Source organism: Streptomyces sp. NPDC054956 (assembly GCF_053609185.1).
Map to the genome: position 1 here is coordinate 1 of NZ_JBSGXB010000093.1, position 23,555 is coordinate 23,555.

Below are 23,555 nucleotides of genomic sequence, written 5' to 3' on the forward strand. Positions count from 1 at the left end.
CCTGTCAGTCAGTGGGTGGGTCGGTCGGTCGGTCGGTCAGTCGAAGACCGACGCGCAGGTGGTCCGATCGGCGTGCGCCGGGTCGAGGGCGTTGACCGCCTCGTGCCAGGCGATCCGGTCGGTGAGCCCGATGGCCACGTGCTCCGACAGGTCCAGTACGCACAGGTCCTGGAGCAGCACGTTGCGGACGTTCGGCCCGTCGAGGAACTGACTGCGGTACGGGGTGACCACCTCGTCGTACCTGGTGGCGATCACCGTGTACGTGACGCCGGGGACGGTGTCCCCGCCCTCGTTCAGCTTGTTCTGGAAGGCGGAGCCGGCGATCTGGTCGGCGAGCCCGGGGGTGGTGGAGCTGATCAGGTCCTCGGCACCGGGGAAGTACGGCAGGAGCTGGGTCAGTCCGTTGAGGGTGGTCCCGTGGTTGTCGGGGGCGAGCCCGACCAGGGCGTTGACCTTGGCGGCGCCGCCGAGGAACTTCAGGTAGTACCGCGGCATCATGCCGCCCTGGGAGTGGCCGACGATGTCGGTCTTGGCCGCTCCGGTGGAGGCGAGCACCTTGTCCACGAAGGCGTCGAGCTGGCCGGCCGATTTGTCGATGGGGCCGAGCCCGTTGAAGAGCGGTACGCCGGGCAGTTGCCCGTAGTCCAGGGAGTAGACGCAGTAACCCCGGTGGACGAGGTAGGGCGCGAAGCCGAGCCAGTTGTCCACGGAGTTCCCGAAGGTCCCGTGGACCAGGACGACGGGCCGGGGGTGGGCGGCCGAGGGTTTGCAGGACCAGTTGTTCCAGCCGCTGCTCGGGGCCGAGGCGGCTTGGGCTCCTCCGGTGGGGGCGACGAGGGCGGCGGTGGTCAGGGTGAGTACGGCCAGCGGGCGGAGCAGGCGTCTCCAGGGCAGCATCGTGTGATCTCCTTGCGGCTCAAGGGGAGTAACGAGGGGATGGCGCGGGAATTACGTGGGGGTTCATCCCGTGATCCGGATCACAAGGGGTGCTGCAGCCGCTAAATTACGGGCGAGTAGCAAGACTGGGAAGTTACGCGTCGGTAAAAGATGAGCCGGTTTCGCCCGCGGGCGACCGGAGCGGGCTTCATCCATTCGGCCCACCCCTGCTGCGCGGCGTCCCCGGTACGCCGAGCGTGTGAGACATGACCCAGCCCACGAACGCAGACCCAGGGCCGCCCCGCGGGTTCGTCGCCGAGATCAAGGACGCCGTGACCGTACGGGCCGCCCTGCTGGTCCTGGGCGTGCTCGCACTCCAGCTCGCCTTCATCACCTCGTACGTCGGTGCCTTCCACCACCCCGTGCCGAGCGAGATCCCGATCGCCGTGGCCGCGCCGGCCGCACCGGTCGCCGAGCAGTCCGCGAAGCAGTTCTCCGCGCTGCCCGGCAAGCCGCTCGACGCCCGGGTGGCCGAGGACGAGGCGGCCGCGCGGGAACAGGTTCTGAACCGGGACGTGGACGGGGCGCTGGTCATCGACCCGGCGGGGAAGACGGACAGGCTGCTGGTCGCCAGCGGGGCCGGCGCCTCCGTGTCCCAGGCCCTGGAACAGATCGTCGGGCTCGCCGAGAAGGCCCAGGGCCGCACCGTGCAAGTCGTCGACGTGGCACCGGCGGACGCGGGCGACGCGCGCGGCCTGACCTCCTTCTACCTGGTGGTCGGCTGGTGCGTGGGCGGCTACCTGTGCGCCGCGATCCTCGCGATCAGCGCCGGGGCCCGGCCCGCGAACATCCACCGTGCCGTGATCCGGCTCGGCGTCCTGCTCGCGTACGCCGTCGCCGCCGGACTGCTCGGCTCGGTGATCGCCGGCCCGGTCCTGGGCGCGCTGCCGGGCAGCATCATGGGCCTGTGGGGGCTCGGCACCCTCGTCGTCTTCGCGGTCGGCGCGATCACCCTGGCCTTCCAGGGCGTCGCGGGCGTCGTCGGCATCGGCCTGGCGATCCTGCTGGTGGTCGTCTTCGGCAATCCGAGCGCGGGCGGCGCCTACCCGTACCCGCTGCTGCCGCCGTTCTGGAGGGCCATCGGACCGGCCCTGCCACCGGGCGCCGGAACCTACGCCGCGCGCTCGATCGCGTACTTCAAGGGCAATGACGCGGGCGGCGCGCTGCTGGTCCTGGGCGGCTGGGCACTGCTGGGCTCGGCGGTCACCCTGGTCTGCGCGGTCTCCCGCAAGGGCAAGGCGGGGCCGCCGGTGGGCAGCGGTCTCCCCGAGGGCCCCGACGGGGACGCGCTGCCCGAGAAGGAGGGCGTGCGATGAACCACCCCGTCTTCCGCAACCGGCAGGGGCCGGCCGAACAGGCCGTCTCCGTCAAGCGGATGGAACCGAGCGCGCAGGCCCAGCTGGGTGCGCTCGGTCTCACCGGCTTCATCGTGGTCACGGTCATCGCGACCGGCATCGACGCGGGCGCCTTCCCCGAGAAGCTCGGCCACTCGGTGCTGCCGCTGGTCGGCTTCTTCATCGGCGGGCTCGCCCAGCTGCTGGCCGGGCTCTTCCAGGCGCAGCGCGGCGACACCTGGCACGCCACCGTCTTCGGCGGCTTCGGGCTGTTCTGGATGGCCAAGGCCTGTCTGCTCCAGTGGGTGCTGCCCGCCACCGATCCCGCGCTGCGCGGGGACGTCAGCGGGCTGTTCACCCTGCCCTGGGTGTTCGTGGTGTTCGTGCTCTGGATCGGCAGCTGGCGGATCCACCTGGTACTGCTGTCCACGTTCACGTGCGTGCTGGTGGTCTTCGTCGCGATGACGGTCAGCGGGTTCACCGGATCGGTGATCTGGAACCGGATCACCGGCTGGAGCGGTCTGCTGGCCGCGCTCGGGGCCACGTACCTGCTCGCCGGGCAGATCATGGCGAGCACCTGGGGCCGTCAGGTACTGCCGATGGGCCGCTTCCTCGCCCCCGAGGAGCACCCGGAGACGTGAGCCCGTGATCACGACCCTGGCGGTCGAGAACTACCGCTCGCTGCGCAAGCTGATCGTCGCCCTCGGCCGGCTCACCGTCGTGACGGGGGCCAACGGCACGGGCAAGTCCAGCCTGTACCGCTCGCTGCGGCTGCTCGCCGATTCCGCGCGGGGCGGGGCGGTCGCGGCGCTGGCCCGGGAGGGCGGGCTGCCCTCCACCCTGTGGGCCGGGCCGGAGAAGACCGGGCGGGCCGTGCGGGAGGGACGGTACGCCGTCCAGCCGACGGTCCGCACCGAACCGGTGAGCCTGCGACTGGGCTTCGCCGGGGACGAGTTCGGGTACGCGGTGGACTTCGGCCATCCGGTGCCGGTCCCGGGCTCGCTCTTCGCCCTGGACCCCGAGATCAAGCGGGAGTGCACCTGGGCCGGGCCCGTCCTGCGCCCGGCCGCCCTGCTCTCGGACCGCGCGGGCCCCGCCGTGCGGACGCGGACGGCGGACGGCGGCTGGCACCGCACCCAGGGGGCGCTGCGCCCGTACGACTCCATGCTCAGCGAGCTCGCGGACCCGCAGCTCGCCCCCGATCTGCTCGCTCTGCGCGAGCTGATCCGCTCCTGGCGGTTCTACGACCACGTCCGCACGGACGCCGGGGCGCCCGCCCGGGGCTCGCGCATCGGCACCCGTACGCCCGTGCTCGCCGCCGACGGCGGCGATCTGCCGGCCGCGCTCCAGACGATCCGGGAGATCGGCGACCACGCGGCGCTCGACGAGGCCGTCGAGGCGGCCTTCCCCGGCAGCCGCGTGGCGATCGCGGAGCGGGACGGCCGCTTCGAGCTGGAGCTCCACCAGCACGGGCTGCTGCGTCCGCTGGGCGCGGCGGAACTCTCCGACGGGACCCTGCGTTACCTGCTGTGGACGGCGGCCCTGCTGACCCCGCGCCCGCCCGCCCTGATGGTCCTGAACGAACCGGAGACCAGCCTCCACCCGGATCTGCTGGGCCCGCTCTCCGACCTGATCCTGACGGTGGCGCGGGACACCCAGACCGTGGTGGTCACCCATGCCGCCCCGCTGGCGGAAGCCCTTGCCGAGGGCACCCGCAGGCACCGGGTGGACCTCCAGACGGTCACCCTGGTCAAGGACTTCGGCCAGACGGAGGTGGCGGGCCGCGAGGGGCCCCTGGACGAGCCCCTCTGGTACTGGCCGCAGCGCTGAAGCTCGCCCGGTCGCCGAGCCGCTCTGCCGCTAGGCCTTCGGCCGCAGCAGCCGGTCGGCGCCGCGCAGGGCGTGGCGGCCGACCGCCTTGCCGAGGGCGACCCCCGCCTCGTCGGCGGACCGGGTGTGGATCCCGGAGAAGATCCGCGCGTCGACGTTGTCGCGCGTCAGCTGCTCCCAGCTCGTGTACGTCCGCTCGACCCCGGGGGCGGTCGGGCTGGTCAGGGAGAACGGCGCGGTACGGGGTCCCGCGAGGGCCTCCAGGATCACCTCGGCGGCACCGGAGTACGTGTTGTGGCCGCTGGGGTAGTCCGGGTGGGCCGGAGTGGCGTGCAGCGGGGTCCAGGCCGGGTCGGTGCCGATGGAGCCGGTGCGGATCGCCGTGACCGGGCGCCAGCGCGTGTACGCGTACTTGCTGTCGGAGGTGGCGATCTGCGTGTCGACCAGGGCGGCGTGGAACAGCGCGATCAGACCGGCCCGTTCGGCGGCCGAGCCGTGCGAGCGGGTCACGGCGACGCGCAGGGGTTCGGTGTACAGGGTCAGCGAGGACCCGTACCAGAAGGTGGCGGTCTCGGTCTGGCGGGCGGTGCGGACGGTGGAGTCGGCCGCCCCGTACGCGCGCACCTCGGCCAGGTCGGCCCGGTACTGCCTTGAGCCGAGGGCGGGCGGCGGGCCGATCCGGTACTGGTCCGGGGAGTCGAGCAGGAACGGCTCGGCGACCCGGTTGCCGTACTGCGCGGCGGGGGCGTAGCCGTCGGGCGTGGGCTGCCACACGCCGGGGGCGGCCGCCGGGACGGTGAAGGGCGCGTTCACGGAGGCGGGGTCGAGGCCGTCCCCCGCGCGGGCGGCGAGCGAGAGCTTCGCCTGCCGGGCCCCGGCGGCGACGCCCCGGTCCTCGGCGCGGCCGTCGGGGATGCGGTCGAGGGTGGCGGCGAGCGCGGCGTCGAGGTCCGCCGTGCGGGCGGGTGCGAGGGCGACGAGCGCGTCGTGGACGGCGGAGGCGACGGCCGCGTCCTGGAAGGCCGCGCGGTCGCGGCCGCCGGGGGCCTCCCGGGTGGCGCGGGCGGCAGCGAGCCAACTGATGGCCCAGGTCCGGCTGTTGGTGATCTGGGTGGGCGCGCCGGCGGCGGCGACGGTCCGCGCGGTGGTGTCGTACCACTCGCGCACGACGGCCCCGCCGTCCCCGGCGGGCGCGGCCTGGGCGGCCTGGGCGGAGGGGACGGCGACCGTGGCGGACAGCACCAGGGCGGACCCGAGGGAGATCAGGGTGGAACGGGACGGCTTCACGAACACTCCTGGCAGGGGGACTTCGAGACGGAGGGGCGGGCGGGTCGGGTGGCTCGGACGGGCACCCTCACCGACACAGCGCACCGGCGACGCGCAGGAAATCGATCGCGCGCCGCTTGGTCAGACCGGGAGTTCTCACTGCCATGCGGCGAAGCTAGCCACCGCCGGCCCCACCCCACAACACCCCTCCCCCAACTGGCCCGTTCGGCCACACACCTGCCATCCACCGTCCACACCCGCGTTACACACCGCCCCGGCGGCCTCCGGGTCAGCCGACGCGGGTCAGCCGGTGCGGTGGACCACCTCGCCCGCCACCGCCACCAGCTCCGCCACCGTGCCCGGGATCTGCTCCGGGGGGACCGAGAGGATGTCGCGGGAGAGGATCACGAAGTCGGCCGCCTTGCCCACGGTCAGGGAACCGCGGTCCTCGTCGAGGAAGTTGGCGTACGCCGAGCCCATCGTGTAGCCGTGGACCGCCGTCCGCGCGTCCACCGTCTCCGCCGGCTGCCAGGGGTCGCCGCCCGCCAGCGGGCGCCGGGTCAGCGCCGTGTAGATGCCGATCATCGGGTCCATCTCGGCCACGTTCCAGTCGCTGGAGAAGGCCAGCACCGCCCCGGCGTCGTGGAGGCTGCGCATCGGCCAGGCCTTGTGCCAGCGGCCCTCGCCCACGTTCTCCGCCCAGTCCTGGCCCGGGCCGGCGATCTCCGGTGCGCAGTGCCTCGGCTGCATGCAGGCCACCACCCCGAGCTCCGCGAAGCGCGGTACGTCCTCGGGGTCCAGGCATTCCACGTGCACCACCTGGTGGCGGGCGTCGCGCGGGCCGTTCACCGTCCGCGCGTGCTCGACGGCGTCGAGGACCGTGCGGATGCCCCGGTCGCCCGTGGCGTGGACGAAGCACTGGAACCCGCGCGCGTCCAGGCGGGCGAGGAGCCCGGCGAACTCCTCCGCCGGGTAGAAGGTCTCGCCCCGGTGCGCACCGCAGCCGGTGTACGGCTCCAGCAGCGCGGCCGTGCGCGGTTCCACCACGTCGTCGATGTAGAGCTTGAGGGGGCCCACCCGGAACCGGTCCCCCGCGTGCACGCGGGCCGCGGCCTCGAAGTGGTCGAGGTCCTCCTCGGTGGTGCCGCGCGGGTGGAACAGCGCGGCCACGATCCGCGAGCGCAGCCGGCCTTCCGAGCGCGCCCGGTCGTACAGTTCCAGGTCGTCCAGGGAGTTCTGCGGCTCCACGACCGTGGTGATGCCGAAGCCGATCGCGTCGTCGAGGCTCTTGGCGAGGCGGCCGTACTGGCGGTCCGGCGAGGCCCACGGCACGCCCAGGTCGCGCAGGGCGCGGTGGCCGTCCCGGGAGAGGCCCTTGACGGCGAAGTCCTTGACGAATCCGGTGGGTTCCCCGGTCACCGGGTCCACGGCCGCCGTGCCGAAGGGCAGGTCGGTACGGCCCTTCGCGACCCCGAGGCGGCGCATGGCCGCGGTGTTGAGCCAGGCCGTGTGGACGTCGTACGAGAGCACGATCGCCGGGGTGTCCCCGGTGACGGGGTCCAGGTCGGCCGCGGTGGGCATGCGGCCGCCGGGGATCGCGGAGTAGTCGAAGGCCTCGGCCTCGATCCACTCCGCGTCCGGGTTCGCCGCGTGCCACGCGCCGATCCGGTCGAGGATCGCGTCGAGCGTCCGTACCCCCGCGAGCTGCACGCACGCGTCGTCCGAGCCGAGCCGGACGTGGTTGTGGGCGTCGATGAAGCCGGGCAGCACCAGCCGGCCGCCCGCGTCGATCCGCTCGGTGTCGGGGCCCGCCCACTGGGCGGCCTCCGCATCCGGGCCGACCCAGACGATCCGCCCGTCGCGCACGGCGAGGGCCTCGGCCTCGGGCAGGTCGGGGTCCACGGTGTACACGCGGGCTCCGGTGAGCAGCAGGTCGGCATGGATGCGGTGCGACATGGGGTGGTGCTCCTGTGCAGAGGGGGTACGGAGGGGCGGTGCGGGCGCGCGCTTCTCAGGCGGCCGGGACGTACGCGGGGACCCGCCGGGCCAGCGCCCAGTACGCGAGGCCGGAGACGACCGAGCCGAGCAGCGTGAGGTCCGCGCCGCCGAGCGGGGCCACGAGCGGCCCGGTCCACAGCTCGGAATCGCAGGTCAGGGCGGCGAAGACCATGCCGGCGAGCAGCGCGGCCATGCCGGCCGGGTGGTAGCCGGCGCGGTACCAGTAGGCGCCGGCGCTCCCGGCGTGCAGCGCGTCGGAGTCGTAGTGGCAGCGGCGCATCAGCATGTCGGCGAGGAAGACCCCTCCCCAGGGGGCGAACACGATGATCAGGAGGGAGAGGAAGGAGAGCAGCGAGGTGGTGAAGTCCGTGAGGAAGAGCGCGGCGAGCGATCCGGCGGCGGTCACGGCGGCGCTGATCACGATGGCCCGGGCCCGGCTCCACGGGATGCCGAGGACCTGGAGGTTCAGGCTGGAGGAGTAGAGGGTGATGATCGAGTTGGTGACGGAGCCGCCCAGTACGAGGGCCAGGAACAGCGGCTTGAACCAGCCCGGCAGCAGGCTCTCGGCTCCTGCGACGGCGTCGGTCATATCGGTCTGGGTGGCGGCGGCGACGCCCGCGATCCCGAGGGCGACGGAGGAGACGAAGCCGCCCAGCGCGCCCGTCCAGGTGATCGACTTCAGCGAGGTGGTGCGGGGCAGGTAGCGGGTGTAGTCGGCGGGCATCGGCAGGTACGAGAACGGCCCCGCGAGCATCACGACGAAGGCCAGGCTCCAGCCGGACAGCCCCGGGACCGCGGCGTCGGCCGGGGCTGCGGTCTCGGCCCCGGGCAGGACGAAGACCAGGAGCGCGGCGAAGCCGACGGCGAGGACGTAGGCCATCCAGCGCTCCGCGAACTGCACGGTGGCGTGGCCCCACATGGCGACGGCGAAGGTGAGCGCGAGGGTGATGCCGAGCGCGAGGGCCCGGGCCGCCGTGCCCTCGCCGAGGCCGGTCTCGGCGAAGAAGACCTCCAGCGCCAGGGTGCCGACCACGGTGTTGACGATGGTGTAGCCGATGCTCACCACCCAGTTCAGGACCCCGGCCGGCCAGTTGCCCCGTACGCCGAAGGCCGCGCGGGAGATGACCAGGGTGGCGGTGCCGGTGCGGATGCCGCTGAGGCCGGCGGCGCTGACCGCGAAGAAGGACAGCCCGCTGATCACGACCACGGCTGTGGCCTGCCAGAAGGAGAGCCCGAACGCGACGGCGAGGGCGCCGTTGATCACGTAGGTGAAGGTGAGGTTGGAGCCGAACCAGAGCCAGAAGAGGTCCTTGGCGCCGCCGTGGCGCTCGGCGTCGGGGATGGGGTCGATGCCGTGCGTCTCGACTCTGAAGACCTCGTCGACGTCGGCCGTCGTCTCCTGCTGCGCCATGCGTCTGCCCCTGACCTCTTGATCCGGTGAACCACGACGTCCACATTGAATGACGTTCTAAGTTCTTGAATGGCATTCAAGATGCGCCGACGAGCCGGGCCCCGTCAAGACCCCGTCCGGGATAAGGTCGGCCCAGGAAGATCGGGAAGGCGGCACGGGTGGCAGGGGCAGCGGGAGCGGCACGCCGGCGCGACGGGCGGATCGCCCAGGAGCGGATGCTGGAAGAGGCCATGACGGTGATCGCCGAGGACGGGCTGGCGACGCTGACCATGTCCGCGCTCGCCGAGCGGCTCGGCACCAGCGGCGGCCACATCCTGTACTACTTCGGCAGCAAGGACCGGCTACTGCTGGCCGCGCTGCACTGGAGCGAGAGCCAACTGGCCGAGGAACGCGCCGCGTTGCTGGCCCGCCGGGTCACCGCCCACCGCAAACTGGCGCTCTTCCTCGAGCTCTACCTGCCGCGCGGACCCCGCGACCCGCGCTGGACGCTGTGGATCGAGCTGTGGGCCCGCACCCCCTCGAACGAGCCGCTGCGCGCCGCGCAGCAGGAGATCGACGACGGCTGGCAGCGGGACCTGGAGGCGCTCCTCGCCAAGGGCGTCGAGCAGGGCCGCTTCGCCGCCGGCCTGGACGTCCCCGCCCGCGCCTCGGAGCTGCTCGCCCTGCTGGACGGCCTGAGCACCCGCGTGGTCCTGGGCCAGCGCGGCGCCGACCGCGCCGAGTCGCTGGAACGGGCCCGCTCGGCGGCGGCCCTGCTCGTCCCGCACCTGTGACCGCCCCCGGACACGGGGAAAGCCCGCCCGGGCCTTAGCGCCCCGGACGGGCTTTTCCGCTCCTCGGCGGAGGTTCTCGGGAAGAAGCGTCACTTCTTCTTGGCGACGGCTTCCTTCGCGGCGGCTTCCTTCGCGGCGGCTTCCTTCGCGGCGGCCTTCTTGGCCGGCGCGCCCTCGGAGTTGCCGTAGTACGCCTGCAGCATCAGCTGCTTCAGGTCGTCGATCATCGGCATCCGCGGGTTGGCGGGCGCGCACTGGTCGGCGTAGGCGTTCATGGCCTGGACCGGCAGGGCCTCGATGAAGGCCTGCTCGTCCACGCCCTCCTCGGCGAAGGAGGAGGTGATCCCGCACTTGGCGCGCAGGTCCTCGACGGCCTTGGCGTAGGATTCGACGCCCTCGGCCGGGGTGGCGGCCGGCAGGCCCAGCATCTTCGCGATCTCCTGGAACCGCTCCGGGGCCCGGTAGACCTCGGCCTTCGGCCACGGGGTGGCCTTGTGCGTGACGGTGCCGTTGTGGCGGATCACGTGGGGCAGGAGCAGCGCGTTGGTGCGGCCGTGGGCGACGTGGAAGGTGTTGCCCAGGGTGTGCGCCATGGCGTGGACCATGCCCAGGAAGGCGTTGGCGAAGGCCATGCCCGCCACCGTGGAGGCGTTGTGCATCTTCTCGCGGGCCTCGGGGTCGTTGGGGCCGTCGACCACGCAGCGCTGCAGGTTCTCGAAGATGAGCTTGATGGCCTGGAGGCACAGCCCGTCGGTGTAGTCGTTCGAGTACGCGGAGACGTAGGCCTCGGTGGCGTGCGTCAGGGCGTCGAAGCCGGAGTCGGCGGTCACCTTGGGCGGGAGGCCCATCGGCAGCATCGGGTCGACGATGGCGACGTTCGGGGTCAGCGCGTAGTCGGCGAGCGGGTACTTCTGGGCCGCGGCCGGGTCGGAGATGACGGCGAACGGGGTGACCTCGGAGCCGGTGCCCGAGGTGGTCGGGATGGCGACCATCTTGGCCTTCTGGCCGAGCGAGGGGAACTTGTAGGCGCGCTTGCGGACGTCGAAGAACTTCTCCTTCGTGTCGGCGAACTCCACCTCCGGGCGCTCGTACATCAGCCACATGATCTTCGCGGCGTCCATCGGCGAGCCGCCGCCGAGGCCGATGATCGTGTCGGGCTGGAAGTCGCGCATCATCGCGGCGCCGGCCTGGACGGTGGAGAGCTCCGGGTTGGGCTCGACGTTGTCGATGACCTGGATGGCCACGGCTCCGTCGCGGGCCTGGAGGATGTCGGTGACCTTCTGCACGAAGCCGATGGAGACCATCGTCTTGTCGGTGACGATCGAGACCCGGCTGATGCCGTCCATCTCACCGAGGTAGCGGATGGAGTTGCGCTCGAAGTAGATCTTCGGCGGGACCTTGAACCACTGCATGTTGGTGTTGCGCCGTCCGATCCGCTTGATGTTGATCAGGTTGACCGCGGTGACGTTGTTCGACACCGAGTTGTGGCCGTAGGAGCCGCAGCCGAGGGTGAGCGAGGGGAGGAAGGCGTTGTAGACGTCGCCGATGCCGCCGAAGGTGGAGGGCGAGTTGGCGATGACGCGGATCGCCTTGACCTTCTTGCCGAACTCCTCGACGAGCTCCTCGTCCTCGGCGTGGATGGCGGCGCTGTGCCCCAGACCGTGGAACTCGACCATGGCGGCGGACAGTTCGAGGCCGTGCTCGGTGTCGGAGGCCTTCAGGGCGGCCAGCACCGGGGAGAGCTTCTCGCGGGTCAGCGGCTCGTTCTCGCCGACCTCGTTGCACTCCGCGAGGAGGATGGAGGCGTCGGCGGGGACGGTGAATCCGGCCTGCTCGGCGATCCACTGCGGGGACTTGCCGACGACCGCCGGGTTCAGCTTGGCGCCGGAGGCGTCGGCGGCGTAGGCCGTCGTCCCGAAGATGAACTGCTCCAGCTTGGTCTTCTCGGCGGCGGAGACCACGTGGGCGCCGAGCCGCTTGAACTCGGCGATGCCCTTCTCGTAGATCTCGGCGTCGAGGATGACGGCCTGCTCGGAGGCGCAGATCATGCCGTTGTCGAAGGCCTTGGAGAGCACGATGTCGTGGATCGCGCGGGCCAGCTTGGCGCTCTTGTGGACGTAGGCGGGGACGTTGCCCGCGCCGACGCCCAGGGCCGGCTTGCCGCACGAGTACGCGGCCTTGACCATGGCGTTTCCGCCGGTCGCGAGGATGGTGGAGACGCCCGGGTGGTTCATGAGGGCGCCGGTGGCCTCCATGGAGGGGGCGGTGACCCACTGGACGCAGTTCTCCGGGGCGCCGGCGGCCACGGCGGCGTCGCGGACGATGCGGGCGGCCTCGGCCGAGCAGTTCTGCGCGGAGGGGTGGAAGGCGAAGATGATCGGGTTGCGGGTCTTCAGGGCGATCAGCGCCTTGAAGATCGTGGTGGAGGTCGGGTTGGTGACCGGGGTCATCGCGCAGACGACACCGACCGGCTCGGCGATCTCCGTGATGCCGTTCAGCTCGTCGCGGCGGATGACTCCGGCGGTCTTCAGCCCGCGCATCGAGTTCACGACGTGCTCGCAGGCGAAGAGGTTCTTGACGGCCTTGTCCTCGAAGAGGCCGCGGCCGGTCTCCTCGACGGCGAGCTGCGCGAGCTCTCCGTGCGCGCTCAGCGCGGCCAGCGAGGCCTTCTTGACGATGTGGTCGACCTGCTCCTGGTTGAACGACGCGAACCGGTCCAGCGCGGTCAGCGCCTCCTTGACCAGTCCGTCCACCATCTCGTTGGCCTGCATGGCGGGAACTCCTTCATTTCGACTCAACCCGAACCGCTTTCCTGATGACTCAATTCGACACCCAAAAGCGGAAGCCGCCGTGCCGAGAAAGCCCTTTCCCGCCGGGCCGAAGGACCGTTCACACCCGTTCACGCCCTCCCGATCACGCCTCTGACCTGCATGAACATCCCGGGACCTAAGACCCCTGTGCGCTTGTGAAAACTTTCACAAGAATTTCGCGCGGAGTGCGCCCTACCGCGCTCCTCCCCCAGCGCGCACAATCACCGTGACGAGTTCGCGGCGACCGTAAGGGGGGTGCGCGTGCGCAGTCAGGTGCGCGTGGCGGACGGACGGAGTCTGACGGTGGAGCGCTGGGGCGATCCGTACGGCAAACCCGTGTTCCTGCTCCACGGCATGCCCGGAAGCCGGCTGGGCCCGGCCCCCCGGGGGATGGTGCTCTACCAGCGCCGGATGCAGCTCATCGCCTACGACAGGCCCGGCTACGGCGGCTCCGACCGCCACCCGGGCCGCACCGTGGCCGACGTGGCCGGGGACGTGGCCGCGATCGCCGACGCCCTGGGCCTGGACACCTTCGCCGTGGCCGGCCGCTCCGGCGGCGGCCCCGGCGCATTGGCCTGCGCGGCCCTGCTCCCCGACCGGGTCACCCGGACCGCGGCCCTGGTCCCCCTCGCCCCCCGGGACGCGGAGAACCTGGACTGGTTCGAGGGCATGGCCGAGTCGAACGTGCTGGAGTACTCGACGGCCGGCCGGGACCCCGAGGAGCTCGCGGCCCGGCTGATCCCGCGCGCCGCGGGCATCGCCGCGGACCCCGGACGACTCCTGGACGAACTGCGCCGCGAGCTCACCGCCAGCGACCGCATGATCGTGGCGGACGCGGGCCTGCGGGGGATGCTGCTGCGCAACTACCGGGAGGGCGTCCGCACCTCCGCCTACGGCTGGATCGACGACATCATCGCCTTCAGCAGCCCCTGGGGGTTCGACCCCGCGGACATCCGCTGTCCGGTGCTGATCTGGCACGGCGAGCTCGACGTGTTCTCGCCCGTGGGTCACTCCCGCTGGCTGGCCCGCCGGATCCCCGGCGCCACCACCACCATCGACCCCGCCGCCGCGCACTTCGCGGCACTGCGCGCCCTGCCCGACGTACTGACGTGGCTGCTCAGGGACCTGCCCGTGCCGCCCGTCAGCGAACAGCAGCCGGCGTAGGCGGGCCGCGCGAAAAAGAAAAGGATCTTGCCGTCAGGCAAACGGCCGAATACCGCAGCCGCTCGCATTCGGTCAGATTTTCCACGGACGCTTGACCGGCCGTCACATCCGGGTGGAACACAGCTCAGGTTATCCGTCGCGCGTGGGCGTTTAGCACGACGAAGGGCCCGCAGACAGGTAAAGTCCGCGCCAGACCCCGACTACGTCGGGGTCCAACCCTTCCCATTCCCCATGACCTCCCCGAGGACGGCGTCATGAACACCTCCGCAACCCCCCCGACCGGTACCGTCAAGGTCCGCCGCGTCCCTCTCGACCGGATCGACGTCCGCGGTGCGCGCGCGGCCGCGACCCTGGGCCGCGTCCTTCCCACGGAATCCGGTCGGCAGGTTCAAGCGCCGATCTTCAACTCTGCACTCTGACCCCGAAGTACGCGCTCTAGACTGGTGGAATGACCGGCCTGATCGCTTTTCGCGAGATCGTCCTGAAAGTTCACAGCAGATGCGATCTTGCTTGTGATCATTGCTATGTCTATGAACACGCAGATCAGAGCTGGCGAGCCCGGCCGAAAGTGATCTCCCCCGAGGTCATTTCACAGACCGCGTCGCGGCTCGCCGAACACGCAAGGGCACACGCACTCCCCTCCGTCACGGTCATCCTCCACGGAGGGGAACCGCTTCTGGCCGGGCCCGGCCGGTTGCGGCTCGTGTGCGAGGAGTTCACCCGCGCCCTCGACGGCGTCGCCCCGCTCGACCTGCGCATCCACACCAACGGACTCCAGCTCAGCACCCGTTACCTCGACCTCTTCGCCGAGTACGGCGTCAGCGTCAGCGTCTCCCTCGACGGCGACCGCGCGGCCAACGACCGCCACCGCCGCTTCGCCGACGGCCGCACCAGCCACCCGCTGGTCCTCGCCGCCGTGGACCTCCTGCGCACCGAGCCCTACCGCCACCTCTACCAGGGCCTGCTCTGCACCGTGGACGTGGCCAACGATCCCGTCGCCGTGCTGGACGCCCTCGTGGAACTGGCCCCGCCGCGCGTGGACTTCCTCCTCCCCCACGCCACGTGGCAGACGCCCCCGGTCCGGCCCGACGGCGCCCCCGACACCTACGCGCGCTGGCTGCTGCGGGTCTTCGACCACTGGGAGCAGGGCGATCGCCCGGTCCCCGTACGGCTCTTCGACTCGCTGTTCTCCACCCTGCGCGGCGGGCCCAGCCTCACGGAGTCCCTGGGCCTGGCGCCCACCGATCTCGTCGTGGTGGAAACCGACGGTTCGCTGGAGCAGGTGGACTCGCTCAAGAGCGCCTTCGACGGCGCCGCCGCCACCGGGTTCAACGTCTTCGACCACCCCTTCGACCTGGTCGCCTCCCACCCCGGGGTCCGTGCCCGGCAGCTGGGTCTGGCGGGTGTCAGCGACACGTGCCGCCGGTGCCCCGTCGTACGTTCGTGCGGCGGCGGGCTCTACACCCACCGCTACAAGGCCGATCCGGCGGACCCGGACGGCGCCGGGGACTTCGACAACCCCTCCGTCTACTGCACCGACCTGCGCGAGCTCGTCGACGGGGTCGCGGGCCGTACGAGCGTCCGCGCGGCCGCGCCGGAGCTGTCCGACCCGGCCCGCCTCGCAGCCTCCCAGGAGCAGCTCACCCGGGACCTGCTCGCCCTCTTGAACGACGGCCGGACGGGTGATCCCGAATGGGACCGGGCCTGGGGGGTGCTCGGCGCCGTGGAACGCGCCGGGGACCCGGGCGCGGACGCGCTGGACGCCGTACTGGCCCACCCCTTCACCCGGACCTGGGTGATGGGCTGCCTCGACTCCGCGCGCGAGGGCCGCGGCGACGGGGCGGAGGCGGCCCGCCGGCTGACCGCCCTGGCCGCCGCCGCCGTCCTGCGCGGCGGGCTCGACCTGCCCGCCGAGGTGGTCTACCGGGACGGCGAGGTCTACCTGCCGACGCTCGGGCTGCTGAGGCTGGGCGAACCCGGCACCGAGGGGCGGGCCGCGCTGTACGCCACCGACGAGGGGTACGCCGTACGGGAGGGGGGCCGGCCCGAGCACCGCTTCGGTCCGGCCGCGGGGGACGCCCGCTGGCAGCCCGTACGGACCTGGTCGCCCGGGCCGGACGCGGCCCCCGTGGCCCTGGAGGACCTGGACCCCCACCGCAACTGCTTCGCCCGCCCGCCCCGGCTGCGCCTGGGCGCCGGCGAGGCCGAGGAGTGGCGGGAGCGCCTCGACGGGGCCTGGGCGCTGCTGCACGCCTCGGTGCCGGACACCGCGCGGGCGGCCGCGGCCGGGCTGACCACGCTGACCCCGCTCGCGGGCGGCCCCCGGGCCGGCGGCTGGGGCGAGGCCGGACGGCACGGGCCCGGCGCGCTCGGAGTGCCGTACGCGGCGGGGGCGCCGGAGACCGCGCTCGCGCTGCTGACCGGGTGGCGGCGGGCGCGGCTGCAGGCACTGACCGAGGTGGCCGACCTGTACGCGCTGGACGGGGAGTGGCAGCACCCCTCGCCGTGGCGGGAGCGTCCGGTCCCGGTGTCCCGGCTGCTGGCCGACGTGCACGAGCGGGTGGCCGTGGAGGCCTACCGGCGGGCGACGGCGAGTGCCGAGCCCGGCGGGGCGGACCGGATCAACCGGGCGCTGGACCGGCTGTCGGGCGCGGCGGAACTGACGAGCACCGGCAGCCGGCTCGTGGAGCAACTGCGCTGGGAGCTCAAGGCGGTCGACGCGTGAGCCCCCTCTTAGAGTCCGGCCCGGAGTCCGGCCCGGAGTCCGGCCCGGATCCCGGCGCCCAGCTCCACCGGCTCGGCGTGCGGCCCGGCATGCGCCTCATGGCGCATGCCGCCCTCGGCGGCACCGGGCTGCGCGCCGAGGCCCTGCGCGACACCCTCCTCGGCCTCCTGGGCCCGCACGGCACCCTGGCGGTGCCGGCGTTCACCCCGGACAACTCCAAGACCTCCACCGCGCACCTGGAGCGGATCGCGGGCCTCACCGGCGAGGAGGTACGGGCCTTCCGCGAGCGGATGCCCGCCTTCGACCCGGCGCGCACCCCGAGCCACGGCATGGGCGTCCTCGCCGAGGCGGTGCGCACCGCCCCGGGCGCCGCGCGCAGCGGACATCCGCAGACCTCTTTCGCGGCGGTCGGCGAGGGTTCCCGGGAACTGTGCGCGGGACACCCTCTGACCAGCCATTTGGGCGAGGAATCACCCTTGGGAAAGATGTGCGGGGAGGGATGGAAGGTACTCATGATCAATGTGGGATTTTCCGTCTGCACCGCCTTCCATCTCGCGGAGTATCGAATTCCGAAGCCCCCCTTGCGCATGTACGAGTGTGTGGTGAAGGTGAACCTTCCGGGGCTTACCGGGGGGCAGCCCGCTGAGCCGGAGGGGAAAGGGTGGACCGCGTACGAGGACGTCGCGCTGGATGACAGCGATTTCGCCGAGATCGGCAGGTCGTTCCCGGATGACCGGGTACACAGGGGGTGGGTGGGGAGAGCGCCGGCCATGCTCTTCTCCCTTCCGGATGCCGTCGATCACGCGCTTGAATGGATGACCGAAAACAGACGCTGATTGACTGAACCATGAGGGGATGTGGCGAAGCAGCTCCGGAATGATGTTTCTTCGCTCGCATCTTCGGGACGGGGGTCGTGTGCCCGCATCAGTGCAGCCCTATTTTTTTCTCAGTTATGCGCATACACCGAGGTTCGGGGCGGGAGGACCCGACCCGGACATGTGGGTGGAGCGCCTGTTCCGCGATCTCTGCAGCCATGTCATGGCGCTGACGAATCTGCCGGCCGGATCCGAGGCCGGCTTCATGGACCGGGAGATACGCAGCGGTGAGGGCTGGTCGGAACGGCTCGGGGCGGCGCTCGCCACCTGCCGGGTCTTCGTCCCCCTGTTCTCACCGCGCTACTTCGCCAGCGAGATGTGCGGGAAGGAGTGGTTCGCCTTCGCGCAGCGTGCCATCCAGCACGAGGCGCTCAGCAACCAGCCGGCCGAGGCCATCGTGCCCGCGCTGTGGGTGCCGGTTCCGCCTTCCCAACTGCCGCTCCCCGCAGAGCGGTTGCAGTTCAACCACAACACCTTCGGGGAGCGGTACGTCACCGACGGGCTGTACGGCCTGATCAAACTCCGCGGCTACGCCGAGCAGTACGAGAGCGCCGTGTACGAACTCGCCAAGCGGATCGTCCGCGTCGCCGAGACCGTACGGCTCGATCCCATCCGCCCGCTGGACTACCGGCTGGTGCCGAGCGCCTTCGGTTCGCCCAGCAGCACGGCGCGCACCCTGCACGTCACCGTGGCCGCCTCTTCCCGGCACGATCTGCCGGAGGGCCGCAGCCCCGAGTACTACGGGGACAGCGCGCTGGAGTGGAACCCGTACCACCCGGTCTCCCAGCGGCCCATCGCGTACGTGGCCGAGGACCTGGTGCGCAACCTCAACTACCAGACGACCGTGGGCTCGTTCGACGACGAGGCCGGGCACTTCGACTCCAAACAGCCGCCGACCCGGCCCGAGATCCTCATCGTCGACCGGTGGGCGGTGGAGGACGAACATCGCAGGCTGCGCCTCGCCGCCTTCGACCAGGAGTCCCGGCCGTGGATCAACGTGGTCGTTCCGTGGAACCGCTACGACCACCAGAGCCGCGCGAAGGAGAGCGAGTTGGCCCACCGGCTCGAAGAGACCATGCCCCTCAAGATGAGCCAGGGGCGGGCCGCCTGCCGGGCCGCCGCCAACGGCGTGGCCAACATGGAGACCCTCGGCCAGATCCTCCCGCAGGTGGTGGAGGCGGCCGCCCAGCAGTTCCTCAGACACGCACAGGTGTATCCGCCCGCCGGCAGCCCCACGGGGGGCGCCGAACGGCCCCGCCTGCTCGGGCCGATGGGGATGAACGGGCCCCCGCCCACCCCGCGCGCCCCCTTCCCGCCGAACGCGGGCGGCGCGGGCCAGGCGCAGGGCGGTACCGCCGCGGGCGGCGCCGCCGGCGCCTCTGACGGGGCCGACGACAACGACGACAACGACCGGGGGGACGCGGATGACAGCGAGTCGTGACAGCCACAACAGCAGTGACGGACAGCGCGAGGGGCGCATCGTCACCTTCTACTCGTACAAGGGCGGCACGGGCCGCACCATGGCGATGGCCAACACCGCCTGGATCCTCGCCGCCAACGGCAAGCGGGTCCTCGCCGTGGACTGGGACCTGGAGGCTCCCGGCCTGCACCGCTTCTTCCACCCCTTCCTGGACCCCTCCACCCTGGGCGCCACCACCGGGGTGATCGACCTGATCAGCGAGTACGCCTGGGCGGCGACCAGTCCGGTGCAGCGCGCCGACGACTGGCACAAGGACTACGCGCGGATACAGCCGCACGCCGTCTCGCTCACCCCCGAGACCCTCGGCTGGGAGTTCCCCGACGGGGGCACCCTCGACTTCGTCTCGGCGGGCCGGCAGAACCGCGAGTACTCGGCGACCGTCTCCACCTTCGACTGGGACAACTTCTACGACCGGCTCGGCGGCGGCCTCTTCTTCGACGCCCTGAAGGCCGACATGAAGAAGAACTACGACTACGTCCTGATCGACAGCCGCACCGGGCTCTCCGACATAGCCGACATCTGCACCGTCCACCTCCCGGACATCCTGGTCGACTGCTTCACCCTCTCCGACCAGTCCATCGACGGCGCCGCCTCCGTGGCCCGCCAGATCGACGAGCGGTTCAGCGATCGGGAGATCAAGATCTACCCGGTCCCGATGCGCATCGACGAGGGCGAGAAGGAGAAGGCCGACGCGGGCCGCGCGCTGGCCCGGATCAAGTTCGACCGCTTCCCCAACGGCCTGATCGGGGACGAACTCACCTCCTACTGGGGCGCGGTGGAGATCCCGTACCGCCCCTACTACGCCTACGAGGAGACCCTGGCCACCTTTGGCGACGAGGCCGGGCTCACCAACTCCCTGCTCTCCGCCTTCGAACGGCTCACCGCCGTGGTCACCGAGGGCGAGGTCGTCTCCATGCCGGCCATCGCCGAAGAGGTCCGGATGCGCATCCGGGACGCCTTCACGCGGCGCCGCCCGGCCCTGCCCGCCGACCTCTTCCTCTCCTACGTCGCCGAGAACCGGATGTGGGCCGACTGGATCGAGTCGGTGCTCACCCGGGCCGGGTTCCGGGTCGTACCCAAGGACGTCTCCGCGGAACGGGCCCCGGGATCCTCCTCCGGGGACACCATCGGCGGAGCGGGCATCAGCGTGGACACCGCGGCCCGGACCGTGGTGCTCCTGTCCAGCGCCTACCTCAAGTCCGCCCGGGCCGTCGACGTGTGGAACCGGGCCGCCTCCGAGGACCCGACGGGGGGCCGGCGCCAGCTGGTGCCGCTGCGGGTGGGCGACGTACGCCTCGCCACGCCCTACATCGACCGCAACCCGGTGGACCTCTTCCGGCTCGACGAGGTCCACGCGACCACCGCCCTGCTGCGCGCGGTCGAACGGCCGATGGCCCTGCCCGACAGCGTGGCCAGCGCCTCCGCGCCCGGACCCCGCTTCCCCGGGACCGTTCCGAAGATCTGGAACGCACCGCCCCGCAACCCCGGTTTCACCGGCCGCTCCATCGTGCTGGAGCGGATGCGCGACCAGCTCGGCGGCGGCATGGCCGTGGTGCTCCCCCAGCCGCAGACCCTGTTCGGGCTCGGCGGCGTGGGCAAGACCCAGGTGGCGCTCGAGTACGTGCACCGCTTCATGGCCGACTACGACCTGGTCTGGTGGATCTCCGCCGAACAGACCGACGACGTGGTCGCGGCCCTCGCGGAACTGGCCGTACGCCTCGGCGCGCAGACCGGCGAGGACATGTCGGCCGCCTCCCAGGAGGCCATCGACCTGCTGCGGCGCGGGGTTCCCACCTCGCGCTGGCTGCTGGTCTTCGACAACGCCGACGATCCCGAGACGCTCAAGCGGTTCTTCCCGCCGGGCGGGCCGGGACACGTGCTCGTCACCTCCCGCAACCAGTCGTGGTCCCAGTACGGCGACGCCCTCCCGGTGGACGTGTTCCTGCGCGAGGAGTCCATCGAGCACCTCCAGCGCCGGGCCCCGGGGCTCAGCAAGGAGGACGCCGAGCAGGTGGCCGTCGCGGTCGGGGACCTGCCGCTCGCGGTCGAGCAGGCCGGCGCGTGGATCGCGGAGACGGCGACCCCGGTCTCCGCGTACATCGAGCAGCTGGCCGAACAGGCCGCCCGCGTGCTGGGCCTGAACCAGCCGCCCGGTTACCCGGAGCCGGTGGCCGCCACCTGGAACGTCTCCATCGAGCGGCTCCAGTCGCGCTCCCCCGCGGCCGTACGGCTGCTGCAGTTGTGCGCCTTCTTCGCGCCGGAGCCGATATCGGCCAACCTGCTCTACAGCAAGGCGATGATCAACGCGCTGAAGCCGTACGACTCCTCGCTCCAGGAGAAGCTGATGCTGGGCCGGGTGATCCGGGAGATCGGCCGGTTCGCCATGGCCAAGGTCGACCAGGTCGGCAACAGCATCCAGGTCCACCGCCTGGTCCAGGCCGTGATCCGGGCGCAGCTGAGCGAGGAGGAGCAGCGCGAGGCCCGGCACGCCGTGCACCAGATCCTGGCGGGTGCCCGGCCCGACGACGACGAGCCGATAGACAACCCCGAGACCTGGCCGCGGTTCAACACCATCTGGCCGCACCTGACCCCCTCGGAGGCCCGCTTCTGCAAGGAGCCGGAGACCCGCCGGCTCCTGATCGACCGCGTGCGCTACCTCTGGAAGCGCGGTGACTTCAAGGCCGCGTACGCGCTGGGCGAGGAGCTGCGCGAGACCTGGCGCGAGACCCTGGGCGGCGACGACCTGCAGTACCTGTACCTGCGGTTCCACCTCTCCAACATCCTGCGGTCGCAGGGCCGGTTCGTGGAGGCGAAGGAGCTGGGCGAGGTCACGCTGGAACGGCAGCGGACGGTGCTCGGCCCCTCGCACCCGCACACGTACATGACCACCAGTGGTCTGGCGATGGACCTGGGCGCGCTCGGCCAGTACGGCGAGGCGATGGAGCTGGCGACGGCCGCGCACGAGGGCTTCAGCCAGATATTCCACGAGGCGCACCCCCGCACCCTGGCCGCCGCGAACAACCTGGCGCTGAACCTGCGCATGGTCGGGCAGTACGCGCGCGCCAGGGAGATCGACCAGGAGGTCTTCGACCGGCGCACCGAGGTGCTCGGCGCGGACCACCCGTACACCCTTTCCTCGGCCCAGAACCTGGCCCGGGACCTGCGCGAGGTCGGCCGGTACGACGACTCGGTGCAGCTGCTGAGCCGGACGTACGACATCTACAAGCGGACGCTGGGGCGGGCCTTCCCGGGCACCCTGTCGGCCGCGAAGAACCTGGCGGTGTCGCTGCGGCGGGCCGGCGACGTGGACGACGCGCTGCGGCTGACGACCGCGACGCGCAACCGCTACCGGGCCAAGTACACCTCGGTCAACCCCGACCTGCTCGCCTGCGAACTCAACCTGGCCTCCGACCTGTTCGCGACCGGGGAGCCGGGCGGGGCGCGGGACCTGGCGCAGGAGGTGGTGGAGGAGTTCATGAAGGTGCCGGGCGAGCGGCACCCGTACACCCTGGCCGCGGTCAACAACCTCGCGGTGTTCCACTGGGGCACGGGGGCGGCGGACACGGCGGAGACGATGCTCCGCCAGACGATCCAGCACATGCGCGTGGTGCTCGGGGACAACCACCCGCACACCATCTTCGCCAACCTCAACCTCGCCAACGCCCGGGCCGACCTGGGCGATCCGGAGGGTGCGCTGGAGCTGGAGCGGATCTCGGTGATGCGGCTGCGCGAGGCGCTGGGCGTCCACCACCCGGAGACCCTGGCCAGCTCCTCCAACATGGCGGTCAGCCTGGACATGATGGGCCGCAAGGAGGAGGCGAACCGGGTGCGGACCGAGGCGGTGACCGAACTGACCCGGCTGCTCGGGGAGGACCACGGCCTGACCCGGTACGCGCGTGACGAGCGGCGGGTCCACCGAGACCTGGAGCCGCTGGCGGTGTGATCCGAGGGGGCGGCTCCCGCCGGGGGCCGCCCCCGATCCGATATCAGACTGGGGGGTTCGCTGTGAGTGACAGCATGACCTTTCGCAACGAGGACCTGCCTGCCCTCTTCCACCACACCGACCAAGCGGCGATATCCCGCCAGCGGGAGTCCACCCAGGCCACCCGCGCCCAGCTGGTGCTGCTCGTCGCGGCAGCCGTGGCCGCCGCCCTGTCCGACGGGCCGCAGGTCGGATCGGTCTACCTGTTCGGGCTGCTGAGCGCCCTCTCCTACGCCGGGGTGCTGGCCGTGGGCGTACGGGCGACCCGGCGCCGGGCCCGTCCGCAGTGGCAGCTCAACCGCAGCGCCGCCGAGTTCATCAAGTCGCTGGCCTGGCGGTACGCCGTCCACGGAGCGCCCTTCGGCAGCGACGTGCCCGGGCCCGAGGCCACGTACCGGACGCGGCTGGAGGCGGGGCTGGACGAGCTGCGCAAGATGGGCTGGGAGGATCCGCGGACCGCCGGGCTGGTGCGCGACGGCGGGGAGATCACCGGCGCGATGCACCGGCTGCGCGGGCTGGACTACCAGGTGCGCAGGGAGACGTACGTCCGGGACCGGCTGATCGAACAGCGCAACTGGTACCAGCGCAAGACGGAGGTGTCGCGGCGGGCGACGAACCTGTGGTCGTGGTCGATCGTCCTGATGACCTGCCTGGCGCTGCTGTTCGCGCTGATCGGTGCCTTCGGGTCGGGTCCGGGGCCGAAGCTGACCGGGCTGCTGAGCGCGGCGGCGGCGGCCGGGATCGCCTGGAACGAGGTGCGGCGCCACCACCCGCTGATCGAGGCGCACACCCTGATCGAGCAGGACCTCTCCGCGATGATGGTCGTGATGCAGACGACCATCACCGAGTCCCAGTGGCCGTCCGCGGTCTACGAGACCGAGCGGTACGTCTCCCCGCAGCACACGGACTGGCTGGCCCGGCACAGCAGTTGAGACGGCACGGCACTTGAGGCGGCACGGGCCCGGCGGCCC

At 71.7% G+C, this 23,555-nt stretch carries 17 protein-coding genes; 11 read left to right on the top strand and 6 right to left on the bottom strand.

Going from position 1 to position 23,555, the window contains the following annotated elements; all coding sequences use genetic code 11:
• Nucleotides 1-36: 36 nt before the first annotated feature.
• A complete protein-coding gene (locus ACWGDE_RS17075; protein WP_453389793.1) occupies nucleotides 37-897 on the bottom strand; it encodes an esterase/lipase family protein in 861 nt (286 codons plus the stop codon).
• Between the two features lie 245 nt (nucleotides 898-1,142).
• Here ACWGDE_RS17075 and ACWGDE_RS17080 point away from each other — a divergent pair, with 245 nt between their 5' ends.
• Genes ACWGDE_RS17080 through ACWGDE_RS17090 form a run of 3 tightly spaced genes read left to right on the top strand, consistent with a single transcriptional unit; the run spans nucleotide 1,143 to nucleotide 4,100 of the window.
• On the top strand, nucleotides 1,143-2,252 hold the full coding sequence (locus ACWGDE_RS17080; RefSeq protein ID WP_453389794.1) for a DUF3533 domain-containing protein: 1,110 nt from the start codon (nucleotides 1,143-1,145) through the stop codon (nucleotides 2,250-2,252).
• Entirely contained in the window at nucleotides 2,249-2,911 is a 663-nt protein-coding gene (locus ACWGDE_RS17085) for an acetate uptake transporter (protein ID WP_453389795.1), read from the top strand. The genes ACWGDE_RS17080 and ACWGDE_RS17085 overlap by 4 nt, the downstream gene beginning before the upstream one ends.
• Before the next feature lie 4 nt (nucleotides 2,912-2,915).
• On the top strand, nucleotides 2,916-4,100 hold the full coding sequence (locus ACWGDE_RS17090; protein WP_453389796.1) for an AAA family ATPase: 1,185 nt from the start codon (nucleotides 2,916-2,918) through the stop codon (nucleotides 4,098-4,100).
• A 30-nt stretch (nucleotides 4,101-4,130) separates the two neighbouring features.
• Here ACWGDE_RS17090 and ACWGDE_RS17095 read toward each other — a convergent pair whose 3' ends face one another.
• The 4 genes from ACWGDE_RS17095 to ACWGDE_RS17110 form a co-directional block, all read right to left on the bottom strand.
• Entirely contained in the window at nucleotides 4,131-5,387 is a 1,257-nt protein-coding gene (locus ACWGDE_RS17095; protein ID WP_453389797.1) for a vanadium-dependent haloperoxidase, read from the bottom strand.
• Between the two features lie 67 nt (nucleotides 5,388-5,454).
• Nucleotides 5,455-5,532: a putative leader peptide gene (locus ACWGDE_RS17100; protein ID WP_453389807.1), complete on the bottom strand. Its 78-nt coding sequence runs from the start codon at nucleotides 5,530-5,532 to the stop codon at nucleotides 5,455-5,457.
• Between the two features lie 137 nt (nucleotides 5,533-5,669).
• Nucleotides 5,670-7,322: an amidohydrolase gene (locus tag ACWGDE_RS17105; RefSeq protein ID WP_453389798.1), complete on the bottom strand. Its 1,653-nt coding sequence runs from the start codon at nucleotides 7,320-7,322 to the stop codon at nucleotides 5,670-5,672.
• Between the two features lie 55 nt (nucleotides 7,323-7,377).
• The gene (locus ACWGDE_RS17110; protein ID WP_453389799.1) at nucleotides 7,378-8,775 is read right to left on the bottom strand and encodes a purine-cytosine permease family protein; all 1,398 of its coding nucleotides are present in this window, start codon (nucleotides 8,773-8,775) and stop codon (nucleotides 7,378-7,380) included.
• A gap of 215 nt (nucleotides 8,776-8,990) precedes the next feature.
• On the opposite strand from ACWGDE_RS17110, the gene ACWGDE_RS17115 reads away from it, so the two are divergent.
• Nucleotides 8,991-9,548, top strand: coding sequence for a TetR/AcrR family transcriptional regulator (locus tag ACWGDE_RS17115; protein ID WP_453389808.1), 558 nt, complete (start codon nucleotides 8,991-8,993; stop codon nucleotides 9,546-9,548).
• A gap of 89 nt (nucleotides 9,549-9,637) precedes the next feature.
• Here the strand turns inward: ACWGDE_RS17115 and adhE are convergent, their stop codons facing one another.
• Entirely contained in the window at nucleotides 9,638-12,319 is a 2,682-nt protein-coding gene (gene adhE, locus ACWGDE_RS17120) for a bifunctional acetaldehyde-CoA/alcohol dehydrogenase (protein WP_453389800.1), read from the bottom strand.
• Nucleotides 12,320-12,619: 300 nt separating this feature from the next.
• Here adhE and ACWGDE_RS17125 point away from each other — a divergent pair, with 300 nt between their 5' ends.
• The 7 genes from ACWGDE_RS17125 to ACWGDE_RS17155 all read left to right on the top strand — a co-directional run bounded on the left by ACWGDE_RS17125 (nucleotide 12,620) and on the right by ACWGDE_RS17155 (nucleotide 23,516).
• Complete coding sequence (locus ACWGDE_RS17125; RefSeq protein ID WP_453389801.1) at nucleotides 12,620-13,522, top strand: alpha/beta fold hydrolase; 903 nt, start codon at nucleotides 12,620-12,622, stop codon at nucleotides 13,520-13,522.
• A 254-nt stretch (nucleotides 13,523-13,776) separates the two neighbouring features.
• Nucleotides 13,777-13,941: an FxSxx-COOH cyclophane-containing RiPP peptide gene (gene fxsA / locus ACWGDE_RS17130; protein ID WP_453389802.1), complete on the top strand. Its 165-nt coding sequence runs from the start codon at nucleotides 13,777-13,779 to the stop codon at nucleotides 13,939-13,941.
• Between the two features lie 29 nt (nucleotides 13,942-13,970).
• Nucleotides 13,971-16,247 (top strand): radical SAM/SPASM protein FxsBH, inactivated beta-hydroxylase extension form, encoded by a 2,277-nt coding sequence (gene fxsBH, locus ACWGDE_RS17135; RefSeq protein ID WP_453389803.1) that lies wholly within the window; start codon nucleotides 13,971-13,973, stop codon nucleotides 16,245-16,247.
• A 98-nt stretch (nucleotides 16,248-16,345) separates the two neighbouring features.
• Nucleotides 16,346-17,083, top strand: a complete 738-nt coding sequence (locus tag ACWGDE_RS17140) for an aminoglycoside N(3)-acetyltransferase (protein WP_453389804.1) — start codon at nucleotides 16,346-16,348, stop codon at nucleotides 17,081-17,083.
• Nucleotides 17,084-17,126: 43 nt separating this feature from the next.
• Nucleotides 17,127-18,563 carry a TIR-like protein FxsC gene (locus ACWGDE_RS17145; protein ID WP_453389809.1) on the top strand — a complete coding sequence of 479 codons (1,437 nt, stop codon included), beginning with the start codon at nucleotides 17,127-17,129 and terminating at the stop codon, nucleotides 18,561-18,563.
• Nucleotides 18,547-22,545, top strand: coding sequence for an FxSxx-COOH system tetratricopeptide repeat protein (fxsT, locus tag ACWGDE_RS17150; RefSeq protein ID WP_453389805.1), 3,999 nt, complete (start codon nucleotides 18,547-18,549; stop codon nucleotides 22,543-22,545). Before ACWGDE_RS17145 ends, fxsT begins: the two co-directional genes overlap by 17 nt.
• A gap of 74 nt (nucleotides 22,546-22,619) precedes the next feature.
• Complete coding sequence (locus ACWGDE_RS17155) at nucleotides 22,620-23,516, top strand: DUF4231 domain-containing protein (protein ID WP_453389806.1); 897 nt, start codon at nucleotides 22,620-22,622, stop codon at nucleotides 23,514-23,516.
• The last annotated feature ends 39 nt before the right edge of the window (nucleotides 23,517-23,555 follow it).

Coding starts and splice junctions, on each gene's coding strand:
- ACWGDE_RS17075 (WP_453389793.1), bottom strand. CDS start 897: ATGCTGCCCTGGAGACGCCTGCTCCGCCCGCTGGCCGTACTCACCCTG.
- ACWGDE_RS17080 (WP_453389794.1), top strand. CDS start 1,143: ATGACCCAGCCCACGAACGCAGACCCAGGGCCGCCCCGCGGGTTCGTC.
- ACWGDE_RS17085 (WP_453389795.1), top strand. CDS start 2,249: ATGAACCACCCCGTCTTCCGCAACCGGCAGGGGCCGGCCGAACAGGCC.
- ACWGDE_RS17100 (WP_453389807.1), bottom strand. CDS start 5,532: ATGGCAGTGAGAACTCCCGGTCTGACCAAGCGGCGCGCGATCGATTTC.
- ACWGDE_RS17105 (WP_453389798.1), bottom strand. CDS start 7,322: ATGTCGCACCGCATCCATGCCGACCTGCTGCTCACCGGAGCCCGCGTG.
- ACWGDE_RS17110 (WP_453389799.1), bottom strand. CDS start 8,775: ATGGCGCAGCAGGAGACGACGGCCGACGTCGACGAGGTCTTCAGAGTC.
- ACWGDE_RS17115 (WP_453389808.1), top strand. CDS start 8,991: ATGCTGGAAGAGGCCATGACGGTGATCGCCGAGGACGGGCTGGCGACG.
- adhE (WP_453389800.1), bottom strand. CDS start 12,319: ATGCAGGCCAACGAGATGGTGGACGGACTGGTCAAGGAGGCGCTGACC.
- fxsA (WP_453389802.1), top strand. CDS start 13,777: ATGAACACCTCCGCAACCCCCCCGACCGGTACCGTCAAGGTCCGCCGC.
- fxsBH (WP_453389803.1), top strand. CDS start 13,971: ATGACCGGCCTGATCGCTTTTCGCGAGATCGTCCTGAAAGTTCACAGC.
- ACWGDE_RS17140 (WP_453389804.1), top strand. CDS start 16,346: ATGGCGCATGCCGCCCTCGGCGGCACCGGGCTGCGCGCCGAGGCCCTG.
- ACWGDE_RS17145 (WP_453389809.1), top strand. CDS start 17,127: ATGTTTCTTCGCTCGCATCTTCGGGACGGGGGTCGTGTGCCCGCATCA.
- fxsT (WP_453389805.1), top strand. CDS start 18,547: ATGACAGCGAGTCGTGACAGCCACAACAGCAGTGACGGACAGCGCGAG.
- ACWGDE_RS17155 (WP_453389806.1), top strand. CDS start 22,620: ATGACCTTTCGCAACGAGGACCTGCCTGCCCTCTTCCACCACACCGAC.